The following is a 15918-nucleotide window of genomic DNA, read 5'->3' as shown; positions in this document are numbered from 1 at the left end:
CTATCACTTCAGCGGACTCGCTGAAAAAATCAAAGGACAATTGTGGCTGTATTTAGTGCGCTCAAAAACAAGGTGAAGGCAAAAACTTCTGCGAAGAAGGAAGCCGCACCAGCGAAAAAGGCTGTTGCAAAGAAAGCCGTGCCAGCGAAAAAGGCTGTTGTTAAAAAAGCAGTAGCGCCAGTAAAAAAGGCCGCTGCTAAAAAAGCCGCACCTGTTAAGAAAGCGGTAGCCAAGAAGGCCGCACCTGCCAAGAAAGCAGCGCCAGTTAAAAAGGCCGCACCTGTAAAGAAGATTGAACTTAAAAAAGATTTAACGGCAAAAGATGTTCAGCAAATTGTTGATGCAAAGAACGCAGTTCTTCGTCAAAACGAAGTCCTAGCTGAACTTGATGCTCGCGGTGTTACGTCAATTAATAGAATTCCTAAGAAGGTCGATAAAGATTTAGTTGATGAGGCACGCGCGCTCGCAGCAGAAGTTCCAGTGATGATTGAAAAACTTCGCAAGAGCGGACTTGGATCTCCTTCTCGCATTCTAAAGAAGTCTGATTATGAGTTAATCGCACCTAAGCCAGAGCCAGTAAAAGAAGTTGCAGCACCAAAGGTTGATGCAAAGACTGGTAAGTCAGTAATTACTAAGATTGATGGCGAAGAAGTTGAGTTAGAAGAAGTTGAACTAGAAGATGTTGAGACTCTCATTAAGGAAGTTGTCGAAATCATCGACAGCGAAGAAGAAAAGGGTGCCCAACCTCGTGTTGTGGACTTGGCTGATGAAGCAACACAGGGCAAGGAAGAAGATGCCTTTACATTAAAGGCATCTGAAGAAGATGATGCTCCTGCTCAGACTGTTATGACAGCTGGTGCAACAGCAGACCCAGTTAAGGATTATTTAAAGCAGATTGGCCGTGTTGCGTTGCTAAACGCAGAGCTTGAAGTTGAGCTTGCTACACGCGTAGAAGTTGGTCTTTTTGCAGAAGAAAAATTGAAGCATGAGAAGAAGCTTGATAAGAAGTACAAGCGCGAACTGGAATGGCTAGTAGAAGATGGAAAGCGTGCAAAGAACCACTTACTAGAGGCGAACCTACGTCTGGTTGTCTCTCTTGCAAAGCGCTATACCGGCCGTGGAATGCTCTTCTTGGACTTGATCCAGGAAGGTAACTTGGGCCTTATTCGCGCCGTTGAGAAGTTTGACTACACAAAGGGTTACAAGTTCTCAACCTATGCAACATGGTGGATCCGTCAGGCAATTACTCGCGCGATGGCAGATCAGGCTCGCACAATCCGTATTCCTGTTCACATGGTTGAAGTTATTAATAAGTTGGCACGTGTTCAGCGCCAGATGCTTCAAGATCTTGGTCGTGAACCGACTCCAGAAGAGTTAGCAAAAGAACTTGATATGACACCTGAAAAGGTTGTTGAAGTTCAAAAGTACGGTCGCGAACCAATTTCACTTCACACACCACTAGGTGAAGAAGGAGATTCAGAGTTTGGCGATTTAATTGAAGACTCAGAAGCTGTTGTTCCAGCTGATGCTGTCTCATTCACTTTGCTACAAGAGCAGTTGCACTCAGTTCTAGATACATTGTCAGAGCGTGAAGCAGGCGTGGTTGCAATGCGATTTGGTTTAACAGATGGTCAGCCAAAGACACTTGATGAGATCGGTAAAGTTTACGGAGTTACTCGTGAACGTATTCGCCAGATTGAATCAAAGACAATGTCAAAGCTTCGTCACCCATCACGCAGCCAGGTTCTACGCGACTACCTAGATTAAGAGTTAAAACAAAAAAGCCCTTATGCGAGTGTTCGCATAAGGGCTTTTTTAATAAATCTAGTTTTTAGATTCAATCAGCTTTTCTGTTTCATCTTGAATCTTTGCGGTAATTGGCTTTAGCTTTTCAGCGTATTCCTTGCCGTGGTGGGCACAGAACATGAGTTCTCCGCCGTTGAGAAGCACTGCGCGGACATAAGCCTGAGCGCCGCAACGATCGCATCGATCTAGGGCGTTAAGAGGTACTGATTCAAGCAACATCTGTTCTGTCATATCTCTCTCCGTTTCCGTGTACTTCCTATGGAACAGGAAACCACATTTATTTATTCCCCGCTCGTTATATTTATTCTTTTTTCCCTAAAGAACACTGATTTAACGCTGAGAGTCGACAATTTCCACTATCTGAGATGTATACGGCGCGCTTAAGGGTAAAAATGGGGTGAGGAAGATAATCTTTCGCCCCATGGCCGAGAAAGATGTAATTGCGACCCCTTCGCAAGATAGTTATACCGCAAAAGATTTAGCGGTCCTTGAAGGCCTAGATGCAGTTCGCAAGCGCCCAGGAATGTATATCGGTTCTACCGACTCACGTGGCCTCATGCATTGCTTGTGGGAGATTATTGATAACTCTGTTGATGAGGCGCTAGCTGGACATTGCAAGAAAATTGAAATCAATCTTGAGTCTGATGGCTCTGTAGAGGTCCATGATGATGGTCGCGGTATTCCGGTGGATAAGGAACAAAAGACTGGACTCACGGGAGTTGAAGTAGTTCTCACAAAATTGCACGCTGGTGGAAAATTTGGTGGCGGCTCATATGCAGCATCTGGCGGTTTGCACGGTGTTGGTGCATCTGTTGTAAACGCTCTTGCTTCACGCCTTGATGCTGAAGTTGATCGTGATGGCAAAATTTATTGGATGTCATTCCAGCGCGGAACAGCAGGAATTTTTGATGGTGATGGACCAAAGGCTCCTTTTGAACCAAAATCAGGATTACGTGTAATTGGAAAGATTTCTTCTAAGGTAACCGGCACTCGTATTAAGTGGTGGAGTGATCGCCAGATCTTTTTGAAGGAAGCCGAACTTGAACTAGAAGAGATCTATGCACGTGCTCGCCAAACTTCTTACTTAGTGCCTGGACTAACGCTGATTGTTAATGACAATCGCACTAAGACAAAGACAAGTGAAACTTTCTTCCACAAGAGCGGCATCACCGAGTACTGTAATTATCTACAGCCAGATGAAGCTGTTGGCGATGTCATTCGTATCTACGGCACCGGTCACTACCAAGAGACTGTTCCAGTATTGGACGACAAGGGCCATATGGTTTCAACTGAGGTTGAGCGCGATATGGAGGTTGATATCGCGATGAAGTGGGGCAATGGCTTTGAGACTACCCAGCGCTCCTTTGTAAACATCATTGCAACACCTAAAGGTGGAACCCACGTAGTTGGTTTTGAAAAGGCGCTAGTTAAGGTTGTTAATGATGCGCTACGTTCAACCAAGACTCTGTCAAATAAAGAAATTGATGTAATCAAGGACGATGTGCTTGAGGGCTTAACAGCCGTTGTGACAGTTCGTATGTCCGAGCCACAGTTTGAAGGACAGACAAAAGAAGTTCTAGGAACTGCAGCGGCTACAAGAATTGTTTCTGCTGTGGTCGCAGAAAAGATGAAGGAATACTTCAACACAACAAAGCGTATTGATAAGGCAAATGGACGACTTGTTCTTGAAAAGATTGCAGCAGCATCACGTACCCGTATTAGTGCACGTGCCCACAAGGATCTGCAACGTCGCAAGAACGCACTTGAATCTTCATCACTGCCTACCAAGCTTTCAGATTGTCGCTCCGAGGATGTAACGCGCACAGAATTGTTTATCGTGGAAGGTGACTCGGCCCTTGGAACAACAAAGGCTGCTCGCAATAGTGAGTTCCAAGCTATTCTTCCAATTCGAGGAAAGATTCTGAATGTCCAGAAAGCATCATTGTCACAAATGCTCGAAGACAAAGAGTGTGGCTCGATTATTCAGGTAATCGGTGCGGGCTCTGGCAAGTCTTTTGAATTAGATGAAGCACGCTATGGCCGCATTATCTTGATGTCAGATGCTGACGTTGACGGAGCCCACATTCGTTGCTTGCTATTGACTTTGATGTATCGCTACATGCGCCCACTGATTGATTCAGGCCGTGTATTTGCTGCCATCCCACCTCTGCACCGCATCGAAGTTGTGGGCGGAGGAGGCAAGAAGGGTAATTACATCTACACCTACAGTGATGATGAGATGAAGAAAGTTACTGCAGAATTAAAGAAGGAAGGAAAGCGCTGGAAGGAACCAATTCAGCGTTACAAAGGCCTGGGTGAAATGGACGCGGATCAGCTTCGCGAAACCACTATGGATCCAGATGCCCGCACCTTGCGCCGCATTACCGTCTCAGATGCAGCAGCCTCTGAGGCGATGTTTGAACTATTGATGGGTAGCGATGTTGCGCCACGTAAAGAATTTATAGCTAACGCTGAAATCGATCGCGAGCACATCGACGCTTAGTCAGTAACTTCCTTACTTTGTAAGTATGTGTCAAGGCTGCTTTCGCTATATTCACTTGGCCGAATGTCACCAATTCCGCCATAGCCTCCCCAGCCGCCACAGAAAGTCCATGCCTCGCTAACGCGCGCACTGTTCAATGCGCTGCGGCTTGAGTTTGTCCAAAGTTCGCCACTTAGAGGGTCAGGAATTGTCAATACTTTTGAATAACGTAGAAACTCCTCACTACGTTCTACATCTAACTTACTCAGTTCTAAAAATGCTTCTCCTGCTAATGCATACTTAGCTTTATCTTCAGGAATATCAAATGTTGCGGCGATCTGATCGTGCACTGAACTGAAATCAGTTTTTGATTCATAGACTTCGTCAATGTATGAGCATGCAGTGATTGCCAACTTCTTCATAGCTTCCATATCTAGAGCTAACTGCGCCTTTTCTTCCTTACTCTCTCCGGAGCATGCTGATAAAACTAGTCCGAGAGAAACAAGTAAAACTATTCTGGATGCTGCTTTTGATAATCGTCTCATGCTGAAATAATACGATTTTTCGCCAACCCCGTAAATACCAAATTCAAACTTATTGGCAGGCTAAGCCATTAAGTGACTAGTCAATAGCAAGTAAGTCATCAGGCTTCACATCCTTCTAATTCGCCCCAGGCTTTTTAGTCATTGGCCAAGGATTTACCAACCTTTCTCCCGTAAATCTAACTATCATTTGAGCATGCGCCAAAGAGCCTACCTAGCAATTCTTGTCTTAAGCGCAAGCTTTCTTTTTGTTCCAACAAGTAATGCTGCAGCACCTGTTACAGGTAAATCCTGCACCAAGCTTGGGCAACAGCAAACCTATAAATCACAGAAGTTCACTTGTGTTAAATCCGGTAAAAAACTGGTGTGGAGTAAACCCGTTGCTGTTAAACCCAAGGTAACTCCAACTGCTACTCCCACTCCAACGCCAACTCCGACACCGACACCGACTCCAACACCGACACCGACTCCAACACCGACACCAACCCCAACACCGACTGCTACTCCAACTCCAACAGTCAGTGGCGCGATTCCACCTCCGGTTAAAGGTATTACCGTTTACACAGGCGGTCCTGGTGGAAACCCAAAAAATGTTGAACAAAGTTTTGATCTTCCTGTTTCAGTTCAAGCAGCACCAGGTGGAACAAATGTGAAGCTCTGGATTTATAACCCAAGTGATAAGAAAGTTAAAGCTGGATCACCTGGCGTTTGGCTTCAACCCTCTGGCGGGGAGTGGAAGTTCTATCCTGGAAATTCCGATGGCAGTTTTTATGCAAACCTAGTTCCAGGCTCTTATCTCTTTGACATTGTCGAACCAAATACAGCGCAGTATCTTCGAAAGCGCTATTCGGCCGTTATTAATAGTTCTGGAGTACTTTCGATTCCAGGGATGTCAGCAAATGCTGCTGGCTTCTTTACAGTGACAGTAGATTTAATCCAGACGACCCCTGCCAACAAATTTGTACCAACTACTCAATGTCAGGTCTTAGATCAAACCGGTAACCGACAAATGCAGGTGGGATTTCCTAAAGCACCAGGACGCTTGCCGAGTTTTGGCACTATTAAGGCTCTAATCGTCCCTGTTGATTTTGCAGATGTTGTTGGACAGAGGCCACCTGCTGAAGAGTTCACACCGATGACTGATGGCCAGAATGATTTCTACTACAAGATGTCTGGAAACAAAGTTAAATTCGATTATCAAGTTCTTAAAAACTGGGTTCGCATGCCTGTGAGTTCAACCTTCCATAAAATGGGGACATGGAATCAAGGTGACCCTTACTCCTACTGGAAGTTGGCTATTGAGACCGCTGATCCTCTAGTTGATTACTCACAGTTTGATGTTGTTTATGTTTTAAGCCCACGTGAAATTCCTTGGACATCCATCGCCTATGGTCCTGCTGGCCCTCTTAACGCTGCAGGCATCGCCACAGATGATGGACCAGTAACGAATATAACTTTGTCTGGGGCAGATGCGTGGAGCAGCATCGCTCGCGGCACACCGTGGCGTTGGATTTCACATGAAACTGGCCACCTCTTTGGTTTGCATGATTTGTATGTAAATCCAGGTGATGCTGTTTATGGCACATGGGATTTGATGTCAAACAACTGGGCTATTGGTGCAACTGAGTTGAACTCGTGGAACCGTTATTTGCTGGGATGGTTAACTGATTCTCAAATCAATTGTCTAAATGTTGTCGATATAACCTCAACTGGGGTGACACAGCTAATCAATCCCATTGAGAGAATAAATGATCTAACCAAGGCGATAGTTGTAAGACTTTCTAGTTCAAAGATTTTGGTAATTGAGTCACGTCGAAACGAGGGTTTTGATGTTTTGACCCCATCGCAAGAGGGAACCCTTGTTTACACAGTTGATATGACAATTCAATCAATTAAGGGTGGCTGGAAAGTCCAACGTCGTCCTGGTTCAACAGACTCACAATTTACTGATGCCGCACTTCGGGTCGGTGATGTCATCACAGTTGATGGGGTGCGAATTGAAGTTATATCTCGTGATCAAAATGGAGACACAGTAAAAGTAAGTAAGCCTTAGTCAATAGAGACTAAGTCGAAGTACTCCTCTTTCCATAAGTCTTCATCGCCATCTGGCAGCAAGATAACGCGCTCTGGCTTTAGAGCCTGCACCGCACCTTCATCGTGGGAAACCATTATGACTGAACCTTGATATTCAGCTAATGCTCCGAGAATCTCTGCTCGAGAAGCTGGATCTAAGTTGTTTGTTGGTTCATCTAGAAGTAGCACATTTGCTGCAGACACAACTAGTACAGCTAAGGCTAAACGTGTTCGTTCACCACCAGATAACACCTTGACTGGCTTATGAACATCATCGCCAACAAATAAGAATGAACCCAAGGTATTACGGGCTTCTGGTTCACGAATATCTGGGGTTGCAGACATCATGTTTTCTAAGATTGTGCGCTCGAAATCAAGTGATTCATGTTCCTGGGCGTAGTAGCCGATCTTTAAGCCATGGCCGTGTTCAACTTTGCCGGTATCTGATTCCAGTTCACCAGCCAAGATGCGTAGGAGCGTTGTCTTTCCGGCACCGTTAAGTCCAAGGATTACAACACGTGAACCCTTATCGATAACGCATGAAACATCGGTAAAGATTTCAAGGGATCCATAATTCTTTGAAAGCTCTTCACCAGAAAGCGGAGTCTTGCCACATGGGGCAGGGGTAGGGAAGCGAAGTTTTGCAACCTTGTCTGCGACTCGCACATCTTCTAGTCCACTACGAAGTTTTTCAGCACGACGTAACATGCCTTGGGCAGCAGTTGCCTTCGATGCCTTTGCGCGCATCTTCTCACCCTGCTTCTGCAAAATCTCTGCCCGTTTTTCAGCATTTGCGCGTTCCTTCTTACGGCGATGCTCATCTTGCTCACGCTGTAGCAGGTATGCCTTCCAGCCCAAGTTATAGACATCGATGCAGTTACGGTTGGCATCTAAGTAGAACACTTTGTTTACTACTGTTTCGATCAAGTTAACATCGTGGGAGATAATCACTAGCCCACCTGAATACTTTGAAAGAAACTCGCGCAGCCACACAATGGAATCAGCATCTAAGTGGTTAGTGGGCTCATCTAGGAGCAATGTTTCTGCGCCACTAAAGAGAATGCGAGCTAGTTCAATACGGCGACGTTGACCACCAGAAAGAGTTGAAAGTTCATTGCCGAAAACAGCCTCTGACACACCAAGAGATGTTGCAATTGCTTCAGCCTCTGCAGTTGCGGCATAACCACCTGCGGCTGAAAACTCTGATTCAACTCGTCCGTAACGCTCCATAGCCTTTTCGAGTGCTTCATCTTGGGCTGTTGCCATTTCCTCTTCAACAGAGCGCATACGTGCTGCAATCTGATCAAGGTCACGTGCAGAGAGAATTCGATCAATCACCGTGCCAGGTTCATCACCAGTGCGTGGATCTTGGGGGAGGTAACCAATTTTTCCTGTGCGATTTACCGCACCTCCTGCCGGCATAGTTTCACCTGCTAAAACCTTGGCAAGAGTTGATTTACCAGCACCGTTTCGACCCACAAAACCAATGCGGTCGCCGCTATTAATGCGCACAGTTACGCCTTTAACTAAAAGACGTGCACCTGCGCGTAGTTCGAGGGCTTGGGTTGAAATCACACCGAACTCTATCGGTAGAGGTTAAGCAGCACCAATTCGAGTACGTCGAGGAGTAGCAAATGACTTACCAACAGCGGTTAACTCAGCAGAAACTTGAGCTTTGATTGCCTCTTCGCTTTTTAGCAATTTTGTGAGCTCTGCAATAACTGCCTTTAACTCCTTTTGTTCAGTCTCAAGTTCGATTTTGCTCATCTTTGTTAGACGACGAAGCGGCATATCTAAGATGTATGTTGCTTGCTCTTCATTTAACTTGAAGTCCTTGATCAACTTATCTTTTGCTTGACCAGCATCATCGCTACTGCGAATGATCTTGATGACCTTATCGATGTCGATAATTGCTTTCAGTAATCCATCAACTAGACCAAGTCTGCCTTCAGCTTTTGCCTTGCGGTACTCAGAACGTCGACGAACTACCTCGATGCGGTGATCGATAAATACACGGAGTAGCTCTTTCAAACCAAGAGTTTGTGGCTTGCCCTTAACAAGTGCAACTGCGTTGATAGCAAAAGCATCTTCCATTGGGGTCAGCGCATAGAGCTTTTCCAAAACCTCTTCAGGCTCAAATCCGTTCTTGATTTCAATAACCACGTTAGTGCCTGTCTGACCATCAGAAAGATCAATAATGTCGCTGATTCCCTGAATCTTTTTGGCTTTAACAAGGGCGGCAATACGCTCAACAACCTTTTCAGGTCCGATTGTGTATGGCAACTCTTTGATGACAATACCCATCTTGCGAGATGTCACCTTTTCAATTTCAACAGATGCGCGAACTTTGAATGAACCCTTGCCCGTTGCATATGCCTCGCGCACTCCATCTAGACCGACAATTTCTCCGCCAGTTGGAAAATCTGGACCTGGCACAAACTTCATTAACTGCTTAACTGTTGCGGTTGGATTCTCAATTAAAAACTTAGTTGCTGCGATAACTTCGCCCAAGTTATGTGGCGCCATATTTGTGGCCATACCAACCGCGATACCGGAACCACCATTTACTAGGAGGTTTGGATATGCAGCTGGCAAAACAACTGGCTCTGAAAGCTGACCATCATAATTTGGACCAAAATCAACTGTGTCTTCATCTGCTTCTGCAACCATGGACATCGCAGCAGGTGCCAAGCGTGCTTCGGTATAACGCATCGCTGCTGGGCCAGCATCTAGGGAACCAAAGTTTCCGTGACCATCAATCAATGGCAATCCCATTGAAAAACTCTGTGCCATGCGAACAAGTGCGTCATAGATTGCACCATCTCCGTGTGGGTGCAACTTACCCATCACTTCACCAACAACACGCGCGCTCTTTACATGCCCACGTTCTGGACGTAGTCCCATATCTGCCATCTGATGCAAGATGCGACGATGGACAGGTTTCAATCCATCTCGTGCATCAGGAAGTGCGCGTGAGTAAATTACTGAGTACGCATATTCAAGAAAGGAATCAGAAACTTCCTTAGAAACATCGATATCGACGATCTTTCCTGGATATTCACCGGGCTTTGGTCCAGCGGGTTTCTTACCTTTAGCCGCTGATTTCGCGGGAGTCTTTGCAGTTGCCATTGGGGCATTCTGCCAAGAGTCAGCGTTAATTTAGGGGAGGGCGCGCCCCAACAGATGAAACACACTTAGCAGCAAGGGCTGCACCTGCTGTGAGGGCTTGAGTTAAGTCACTAGTTTCTAGCCACTTGGGAATAAAGCCTGCAGCAAATGAATCACCGGCACCTGTTGTGTCGACAACATTAGTAGTAACCGCCTTGACCTTTGCGCTTTCATCTCCATTGACCGCAATAGCTCCCTTAGAGCCAAGTTTGATGACAACTAGCGGCGTGTATTTCTGAAGATTCTTTTCAGCGGTTTCAACATCTGTCGAATCTCCTAGGTAGAGAGCCTCTTCACTGTTGAGCAGAATTCCATCCATTTGTGAGACCCAGGACAAAACTTCTTCTCGGGAAACTATCTTCATTGCACCAGTTGTTGTTGGATCAAAGAAGATTGGTTTTCCCGTGGCTTTAATCTTCTTAATCATCGCAAGAACAGCTTCGCGACTACGGAAATCTAGAAGTGCATAGCCTGAAAGATAAACGCCATCAACATCATCTAATGGTGGAAGATCTGAAACCTCTAAGTCTGCATTTGCCCCATTGTCAGGAAACATTGTTCGTTCGCCATTGGCATCGACCAAGATCACTACAACTCCTGTTGGCCGCCCGCTATGCATCAAATTAAGGTGTTCCACACCGTATTTATCTAGGTCTGAAATTAAAGCAAAACCAACAGGATCATTGCCTGTTCGAGCAACTAAATGAGATTTAGAGTTTGTGCGAGTAATCCACGTTGCTACATTTGCGGCTTGTCCACCAGGGTGGCTAGAGATCTTGCTAGCGGTGTCATTGCCGTAATTAATCGGCTCCTTTAGCTGTGAAATAACATCTAAGGCTAAATCGCCAATGCACAAAATCTTTTTCATTGCAGTGCCACAGCTATCTGCGCGGCCAATAAACAATTGGATTTAATAATTTCAGTGTTGATTGCAAGAGACTCACCTTGTGATGCGGTATGAAAGTGTTCAAGCAAGAAGGGAGTGACTAACTTTCCATCAATACCCTGACTCTTCGCCTTTGCTAATCCACTTTCCAAGATTTCATCATGGCGCTGCTTAGGCATTTCTTTCACAACAGGATTTGCAACAACTAGAGCCTTGAATTGAGTTGAAACTGCTTTTCTAGCCTTAATGATCGCAGCAATTTCGGCTGGAGAATCAACTCGATGTTCTAAGGTGTAACCAGAGTCAGTCAGATAGAAACCGGGAAAGGAGTTGGTCTTATAGCCAACAAGGCCGATAGCAAGTGTTTCTAGTCGTTCTAAAGTCGCATGAACATCAAGAATAGATTTCACTCCTGCGCAGACGATTGTCATATCCAATTGAGATAGAGCGGTTAAGTCTGCCGATTCATCAAATGATTCATTAGCACCACGATGGACGCCGCCTAGGCCGCCGGTAGCGAAAACATTGATACCTGAAATTGCTGCGATGTGAGCAGTTGCTGCAACTGTAGTTGCAGCTGATTTACCTTGGGCAACAATGATTGCTAGATCACGAATAGAGGCCTTGGAAATGTCATCATGATTTGCAATAGCTTCTAGCTCTGAGCGCTCTAGGCCAACCAAGACTTTTCCATCTAGTAACGCGATTGTTGCAGGAACGGCCCCAGCGTCACGGACAATTCGCTCACATTCAAGGGCAACTTCTAGGTTAGAAGGTCGTGGCAAGCCATGGCTGATAATTGTTGATTCAAGAGCAACTATTGGCTTTCCAGCCTTGATTGCATCAGCAACTTCTGTTGAGAATTTAATCGCCTGGTCCATAGCCAAACTGTAGTGCACAGTCGTGGGAAGATATGCCCGTGCATTTGTCCCAGATAACGCCATCGATCTTTTCTTCTCTTGGCCTAGACAGTGCAGTTGATCACTTGTCTGTTGGGCAGTCTCCGATGGGCCGCGAGCTACTGTTTTTAATTGATGGCTTTGGGTATGACGCACTAGCCACCTATGCAGAAGCAATGCCAACCATGTCACGTATGTTTAATCATGGAGTTATCCAAACTTCATTTCCATCCACAACAGCAACATCGCTAGCAACATTAACTACTGGTCAATTACCCGGTGCTCACGGGATGTTGGGATACACAGTCCAAGTTCCGCGAAGTGGTGGACGTTTACTCAATGCACTCAAGTGGGATGAAAGGGTTGATCCTGAGCATTGGCAACCTGTTGAAACATTATTTCAGAGAGCAACTGCTGCTGGCATAAATGTGACTCATGTTGCGGCTAAGCGATATGAAAACTCTGGCTTTACGCGCGCCGTCTTTCGTGGAGCGCAGTACAAAGGTGCAAATGTTATAACAGACTTGATATCTGAAACGAAGAGCGCATTACAAAAGTCACCCTCATTTGTTTACTTGTATGTTAATGATTTGGATACTGCTGGCCATTCTGATGGCGTGGGAAGTGACAAGTGGATTGGCGCATTAACCATGATTGACCAGATGGTTTCACAGTTAATGAAAGAGGTCCCACAAGGAACACGAATCTGGATTACATCAGATCATGGAATGGTAAATGTGGATGAAAAAATTGTGATCGGACAAGACAATCCACTCATGCAAGGCGTCAGTATTGTTGGCGGGGAGCCTCGTGCTCGTCATATTTATCTAAACTCTGATTCACCCGCTGCTCGCACAGAAGCAGCATCTTTATGGCAGGAATACTTGAAAGACAAAGCGATGGTGCTCACTAGAGAACAAGCGATAGCAAGCAATTTATTTGGCTCAGAAGTCAGTGCAGATGCCTTTGATCGAATGGGTGAAATCATTGCCATCGCACGTGGGGGAGTTGTTTTACTAGATGCAGAGCGTGCTGAAAAAGAAGGCGCAATGGTGGGACATCATGGCTCTGACAGTGAAGTTGAGTCACAAGTTGGTTTACTTACAACTACCTTGAGTTAAGCAAGGGAAGCTTAAGGCTGCTTATCCTCAGGCTTAATGCCAAACATAATTTCATCCCAGCTTGGAACTTTGGCACGCGCAGTAATTCCATCGCGTGCTGCTTCATCATCTGGCTCTTCACGAATAACAGCCAAGCGTGGAACTTCTCGGATTGGTTCAAGCTCTTCTTCAATTTCTTCGGTAAGAATTTCTTTGCGGTACTCGCTGTAGACATCGATCACGCGACGCTCAGAGGGGTGAGAGGCTTCAGTCGGAACTAACCCCGGTGTTGGAAGCTGTCGAGGCGTAGGTTCATCACCCATCATCCATCGTGCATTCTCATCCATAGAAATGACTGTGCGTAGGGTTGCATCAAAACTCCACTGAGCAATTCCAACACCCGTGTTATTTGGGTAGTGAAGTTCAATTGTCCAGGTGCCATCTTCCAAGCGCCATGTGTCCCAAGACAGCTCTGATGAATCAATATTGCGTGGTGCTAGTCGAGAAATCACAACACCTAGAAGTGTTACAGCATCGCGTCCGCCTTCTTTGCGAATCACGATCTGCTGTGCTTGATCAATGATGTAAATACGCTCTGAAAGAATTGGTCCAGCGAATCGTTCCACTTTCTCAATTGAAATTTCATGTTCACGAGCGATTTGTTCAGCTGTTTGTCCTGCACGAAGCAGTCGCTGAATTTCCTTAATTGAAACGGATGGTTCAGGGTTTGTAGGAACTGCCATCAATCGTTGCTGATTTACAGTTGCACGCAATGTGTCGCTCACACGGATGGTGAATTCATTCCCGTCATTGTCATGCAATGAAAGATACAGACCGTCTTCGGTCTTCCCATTAAGTCGTAGCTCAGTCACGAGCACGAGGGTAGTCGATGAGGGCCTTATAAGTACTGAAATACGGCAGCGTGGCTACACATGCCGCGATCATGAATCCCAGCGGAACCCAAAAAGCTATATCCGCACCAAAGCGGTCAATAATCTGTCCAGAAAGCGCACTGGAAATAGCACCACCCATAGGCATGCCAGCTACAACCCATGTCAAAGTTTCGGTGATCTGGTCGGCAGGTACAGCACCTTCTGCAACTCCGTATGCATTAATTACTAGGGGCGCAATTGCAAACCCATTGAAAAACAGTGCAACAGCTAGCCATGTCATTGAGTGCGTGAAGAGCATGGGCACTGACAAAAGGGTTAAGGCGAAAAGGAAAATTAGAAATCTGGATGCACTTGAGATTTTCCACTTGATTGCGCCGTTGATGATGGCCGCAATTCCACTGCCAAAGGCCCAGATCGCCAAGAGCAGACCTGATTTACTCTCTTGGCCTCTAGCTTCTGCAAATGCAACGGTGACTATTGCAATTGAGCCAAAGAATCCACCCAATAAAGTTGTGGCAAGCACAACGGCTTGGACACGCTTATTGCGAATCACGGCAGGATGTGGATCCACAATGCGCTTAGGCGCAGCTGGCGGCTCAGTAGATTTTTGCAGAACAAAGAGTGGAACACCGATGAGAACAAAGACAATTCCAGAGATTATTCCGGCAGCAGGTGCAATTGTTGTGGCACATGCGGTGACAATGATGGGCCCAAGAATAAAAACGATTTCATCCATAATCGCTTCGAATGAGTATGCAGTATTAACTAAGTGACGATCTTGCTCATCTTCGGCGGTACTTGTTTTATCTGGGCTGAGAATATGTAGCCATCTGCGGCGAACTAATCCACCTGTGTTAACGGACATGGACTCGGCCAAAATGATTGTTAGAAACCAACTCCAAACTGGTGCTCGATTTAAGACTAAAATAGTAAAGAGAGACAACCCAATAACTTTTATCGGAATAACACGTATCAGCATTGCGCTTTGGCCTATTCGATCTGCAACCCGCGACCAATGCGGTGTTGCAAAAGCCATTACTACCGAGGCTGTTGCGCTGAGCGCGCCAGCAAGTGCATATGAATCACTGACTGCTACCACAATAAAGATCAGTGCAAGTGAATCCATAGAGATGGGCATACGTGCGATTACGCCAGGAATGGAAAATCTCAGGGCCCCAGGTGTGCTAATTAAGGTTTTATATCCTGAGAACATAGGAAAGAGTCTATCTCGCAGTTAGACTGCAGACATGACTGATACGCAGCAATTGCTTGACTTGGCACTAAAGATTGCACAGCAGGCTGGTGATTTGCTGATCAATAGACCTGCATCGTGGGACTTAACTGTTAAATCAACAGCTATTGATATCGCAACTCAAATGGATCTTGCATCAGAAAAGTTGATTGTCGAAAGTATTCTGGCTGCTCGCCCTGATGATGGAATTATTGGCGAAGAAGGGGCAGCGCGTGAAAGTAAAAGCGGTGTTACCTGGGTTATTGATCCTGTTGATGGGACGGTAAATTATTTTTATGGCTTGCCAGGTTGGGCAATCAGTATTGCTGCAAAGGATGAGAGCGGAACGCTAGTTGGAGTTGTCCACTCACCAACAGTTAATGCCACCTGGCATGCATCAAAGGGTGGGGGAGCATTCCTGAACAATGTGGAGATTGCCTGCAATGACCCCATCGAACTCAATCGCGCACTCATCTCCTCCGGATTTGCATACGATGTTAATAATCGGATCGAGCAGTTAAAGATTGTTAATGCACTCTTGCCAAAAATCCGCGATCTTCGCCGTATTGGTTCGGCAGCGGCAGATATTTGTCATGTCGCCACGGGAATGGTCGATGGTTACTTTGAAACCGGGCTCTATGAATGGGATCTTGCCGCCGCAGAGCTCATTGCCCGAGAGGCTGGAGCAACGGTGAGTACCCGCCCCTGGCATGGCCTCAACCTCACCGTGGCAGCTGGGCCGCACCTTTTTGCCGCACTTAACGCTCAAATCCCCGAGTGAGGCACCCCCTTTTCACCGATTTACGCTCAGGCCATCCTCTGTGGCACAATACGCAGT

Annotated in this window: 13 protein-coding genes; 5 read left to right on the top strand and 8 right to left on the bottom strand. The window is 46.0% G+C overall.

Annotated features, from left to right (window positions below):
- Positions 1–42: 42 nt before the first annotated feature.
- Positions 43–1767: an RNA polymerase sigma factor gene (locus tag AC9UH7_RS00470; protein ID WP_509593616.1), complete on the top strand. Its 1725-nt coding sequence runs from the start codon at positions 43–45 to the stop codon at positions 1765–1767.
- A 57-nt stretch (positions 1768–1824) separates the two neighbouring features.
- On the opposite strand, the gene AC9UH7_RS00465 is transcribed toward AC9UH7_RS00470, so the two are convergent.
- On the bottom strand, positions 1825–2037 hold the full coding sequence (locus tag AC9UH7_RS00465; protein ID WP_509593614.1) for a DUF7455 domain-containing protein: 213 nt from the start codon (positions 2035–2037) through the stop codon (positions 1825–1827).
- Between the two features lie 190 nt (positions 2038–2227).
- On the opposite strand from AC9UH7_RS00465, the gene AC9UH7_RS00460 reads away from it, so the two are divergent.
- Complete coding sequence (locus AC9UH7_RS00460; protein WP_509593611.1) at positions 2228–4309, top strand: DNA gyrase/topoisomerase IV subunit B; 2082 nt, start codon at positions 2228–2230, stop codon at positions 4307–4309.
- Here AC9UH7_RS00460 and AC9UH7_RS00455 read toward each other — a convergent pair.
- Positions 4306–4833 carry a hypothetical protein gene (locus AC9UH7_RS00455; protein WP_509593609.1) on the bottom strand — a complete coding sequence of 176 codons (528 nt, stop codon included), beginning with the start codon at positions 4831–4833 and terminating at the stop codon, positions 4306–4308. The two genes, AC9UH7_RS00460 and AC9UH7_RS00455, sit on opposite strands and share 4 nt — an antisense overlap.
- Before the next feature lie 193 nt (positions 4834–5026).
- On the opposite strand from AC9UH7_RS00455, the gene AC9UH7_RS00450 reads away from it, so the two are divergent.
- Positions 5027–6883, top strand: a complete 1857-nt coding sequence (locus AC9UH7_RS00450) for a metallopeptidase domain-containing protein (protein ID WP_509593606.1) — start codon at positions 5027–5029, stop codon at positions 6881–6883.
- Here the strand turns inward: AC9UH7_RS00450 and AC9UH7_RS00445 are convergent.
- From AC9UH7_RS00445 to AC9UH7_RS00430, 4 genes are read right to left on the bottom strand one after another with little or no spacing between them, the layout of a single operon-like run.
- Positions 6880–8478 carry an ABC-F family ATP-binding cassette domain-containing protein gene (locus AC9UH7_RS00445; RefSeq protein WP_509593602.1) on the bottom strand — a complete coding sequence of 533 codons (1599 nt, stop codon included), beginning with the start codon at positions 8476–8478 and terminating at the stop codon, positions 6880–6882. The two genes, AC9UH7_RS00450 and AC9UH7_RS00445, sit on opposite strands and share 4 nt — an antisense overlap.
- A gap of 21 nt (positions 8479–8499) precedes the next feature.
- The gene (locus AC9UH7_RS00440; protein ID WP_509593599.1) at positions 8500–10032 is read right to left on the bottom strand and encodes a DNA gyrase/topoisomerase IV subunit A; all 1533 of its coding nucleotides are present in this window, start codon (positions 10030–10032) and stop codon (positions 8500–8502) included.
- Positions 10033–10057: 25 nt separating this feature from the next.
- Positions 10058–10939 carry a carbohydrate kinase family protein gene (locus AC9UH7_RS00435; protein ID WP_509593596.1) on the bottom strand — a complete coding sequence of 294 codons (882 nt, stop codon included), beginning with the start codon at positions 10937–10939 and terminating at the stop codon, positions 10058–10060.
- Positions 10936–11838, bottom strand: coding sequence for a pseudouridine-5'-phosphate glycosidase (locus AC9UH7_RS00430; RefSeq protein WP_509593593.1), 903 nt, complete (start codon positions 11836–11838; stop codon positions 10936–10938). The genes AC9UH7_RS00435 and AC9UH7_RS00430 overlap by 4 nt, the downstream gene beginning before the upstream one ends.
- Positions 11839–11876: 38 nt before the next feature.
- Here AC9UH7_RS00430 and AC9UH7_RS00425 point away from each other — a divergent pair, with 38 nt between their 5' ends.
- Positions 11877–12977, top strand: a complete 1101-nt coding sequence (locus AC9UH7_RS00425) for an alkaline phosphatase family protein (protein ID WP_509593590.1) — start codon at positions 11877–11879, stop codon at positions 12975–12977.
- An 11-nt stretch (positions 12978–12988) separates the two neighbouring features.
- On the opposite strand, the gene sepH is transcribed toward AC9UH7_RS00425, so the two are convergent.
- The gene (gene sepH, locus AC9UH7_RS00420; protein WP_509593587.1) at positions 12989–13828 is read right to left on the bottom strand and encodes a septation protein SepH; all 840 of its coding nucleotides are present in this window, start codon (positions 13826–13828) and stop codon (positions 12989–12991) included.
- On the bottom strand, positions 13821–15062 hold the full coding sequence (locus tag AC9UH7_RS00415) for an MFS transporter (RefSeq protein WP_509593584.1): 1242 nt from the start codon (positions 15060–15062) through the stop codon (positions 13821–13823). The genes sepH and AC9UH7_RS00415 overlap by 8 nt, the downstream gene beginning before the upstream one ends.
- 34 nt (positions 15063–15096) lie before the next feature.
- Here AC9UH7_RS00415 and AC9UH7_RS00410 point away from each other — a divergent pair, with 34 nt between their 5' ends.
- Positions 15097–15861: an inositol monophosphatase family protein gene (locus tag AC9UH7_RS00410; RefSeq protein ID WP_509593581.1), complete on the top strand. Its 765-nt coding sequence runs from the start codon at positions 15097–15099 to the stop codon at positions 15859–15861.
- The last annotated feature ends 57 nt before the right edge of the window (positions 15862–15918 follow it).

It is taken from the genome of Candidatus Planktophila sp., assembly GCF_044348745.1.
Lineage (GTDB): Bacteria > Actinomycetota > Actinomycetes > Nanopelagicales > Nanopelagicaceae > Planktophila.
The sequence above is the reverse complement of the archived record's forward strand: the minus strand, read 5'-3'. Positions and strand labels throughout refer to the sequence as shown.

Coding starts and splice junctions, on each gene's coding strand:
- AC9UH7_RS00465 (WP_509593614.1), bottom strand. CDS start 2,037: ATGACAGAACAGATGTTGCTTGAATCAGTACCTCTTAACGCCCTAGAT.
- AC9UH7_RS00460 (WP_509593611.1), top strand. CDS start 2,228: ATGGCCGAGAAAGATGTAATTGCGACCCCTTCGCAAGATAGTTATACC.
- AC9UH7_RS00455 (WP_509593609.1), bottom strand. CDS start 4,833: ATGAGACGATTATCAAAAGCAGCATCCAGAATAGTTTTACTTGTTTCT.
- AC9UH7_RS00450 (WP_509593606.1), top strand. CDS start 5,027: ATGCGCCAAAGAGCCTACCTAGCAATTCTTGTCTTAAGCGCAAGCTTT.
- AC9UH7_RS00440 (WP_509593599.1), bottom strand. CDS start 10,032: ATGGCAACTGCAAAGACTCCCGCGAAATCAGCGGCTAAAGGTAAGAAA.
- AC9UH7_RS00435 (WP_509593596.1), bottom strand. CDS start 10,939: ATGAAAAAGATTTTGTGCATTGGCGATTTAGCCTTAGATGTTATTTCA.
- AC9UH7_RS00430 (WP_509593593.1), bottom strand. CDS start 11,838: ATGGACCAGGCGATTAAATTCTCAACAGAAGTTGCTGATGCAATCAAG.
- AC9UH7_RS00415 (WP_509593584.1), bottom strand. CDS start 15,062: ATGTTCTCAGGATATAAAACCTTAATTAGCACACCTGGGGCCCTGAGA.
- AC9UH7_RS00410 (WP_509593581.1), top strand. CDS start 15,097: ATGACTGATACGCAGCAATTGCTTGACTTGGCACTAAAGATTGCACAG.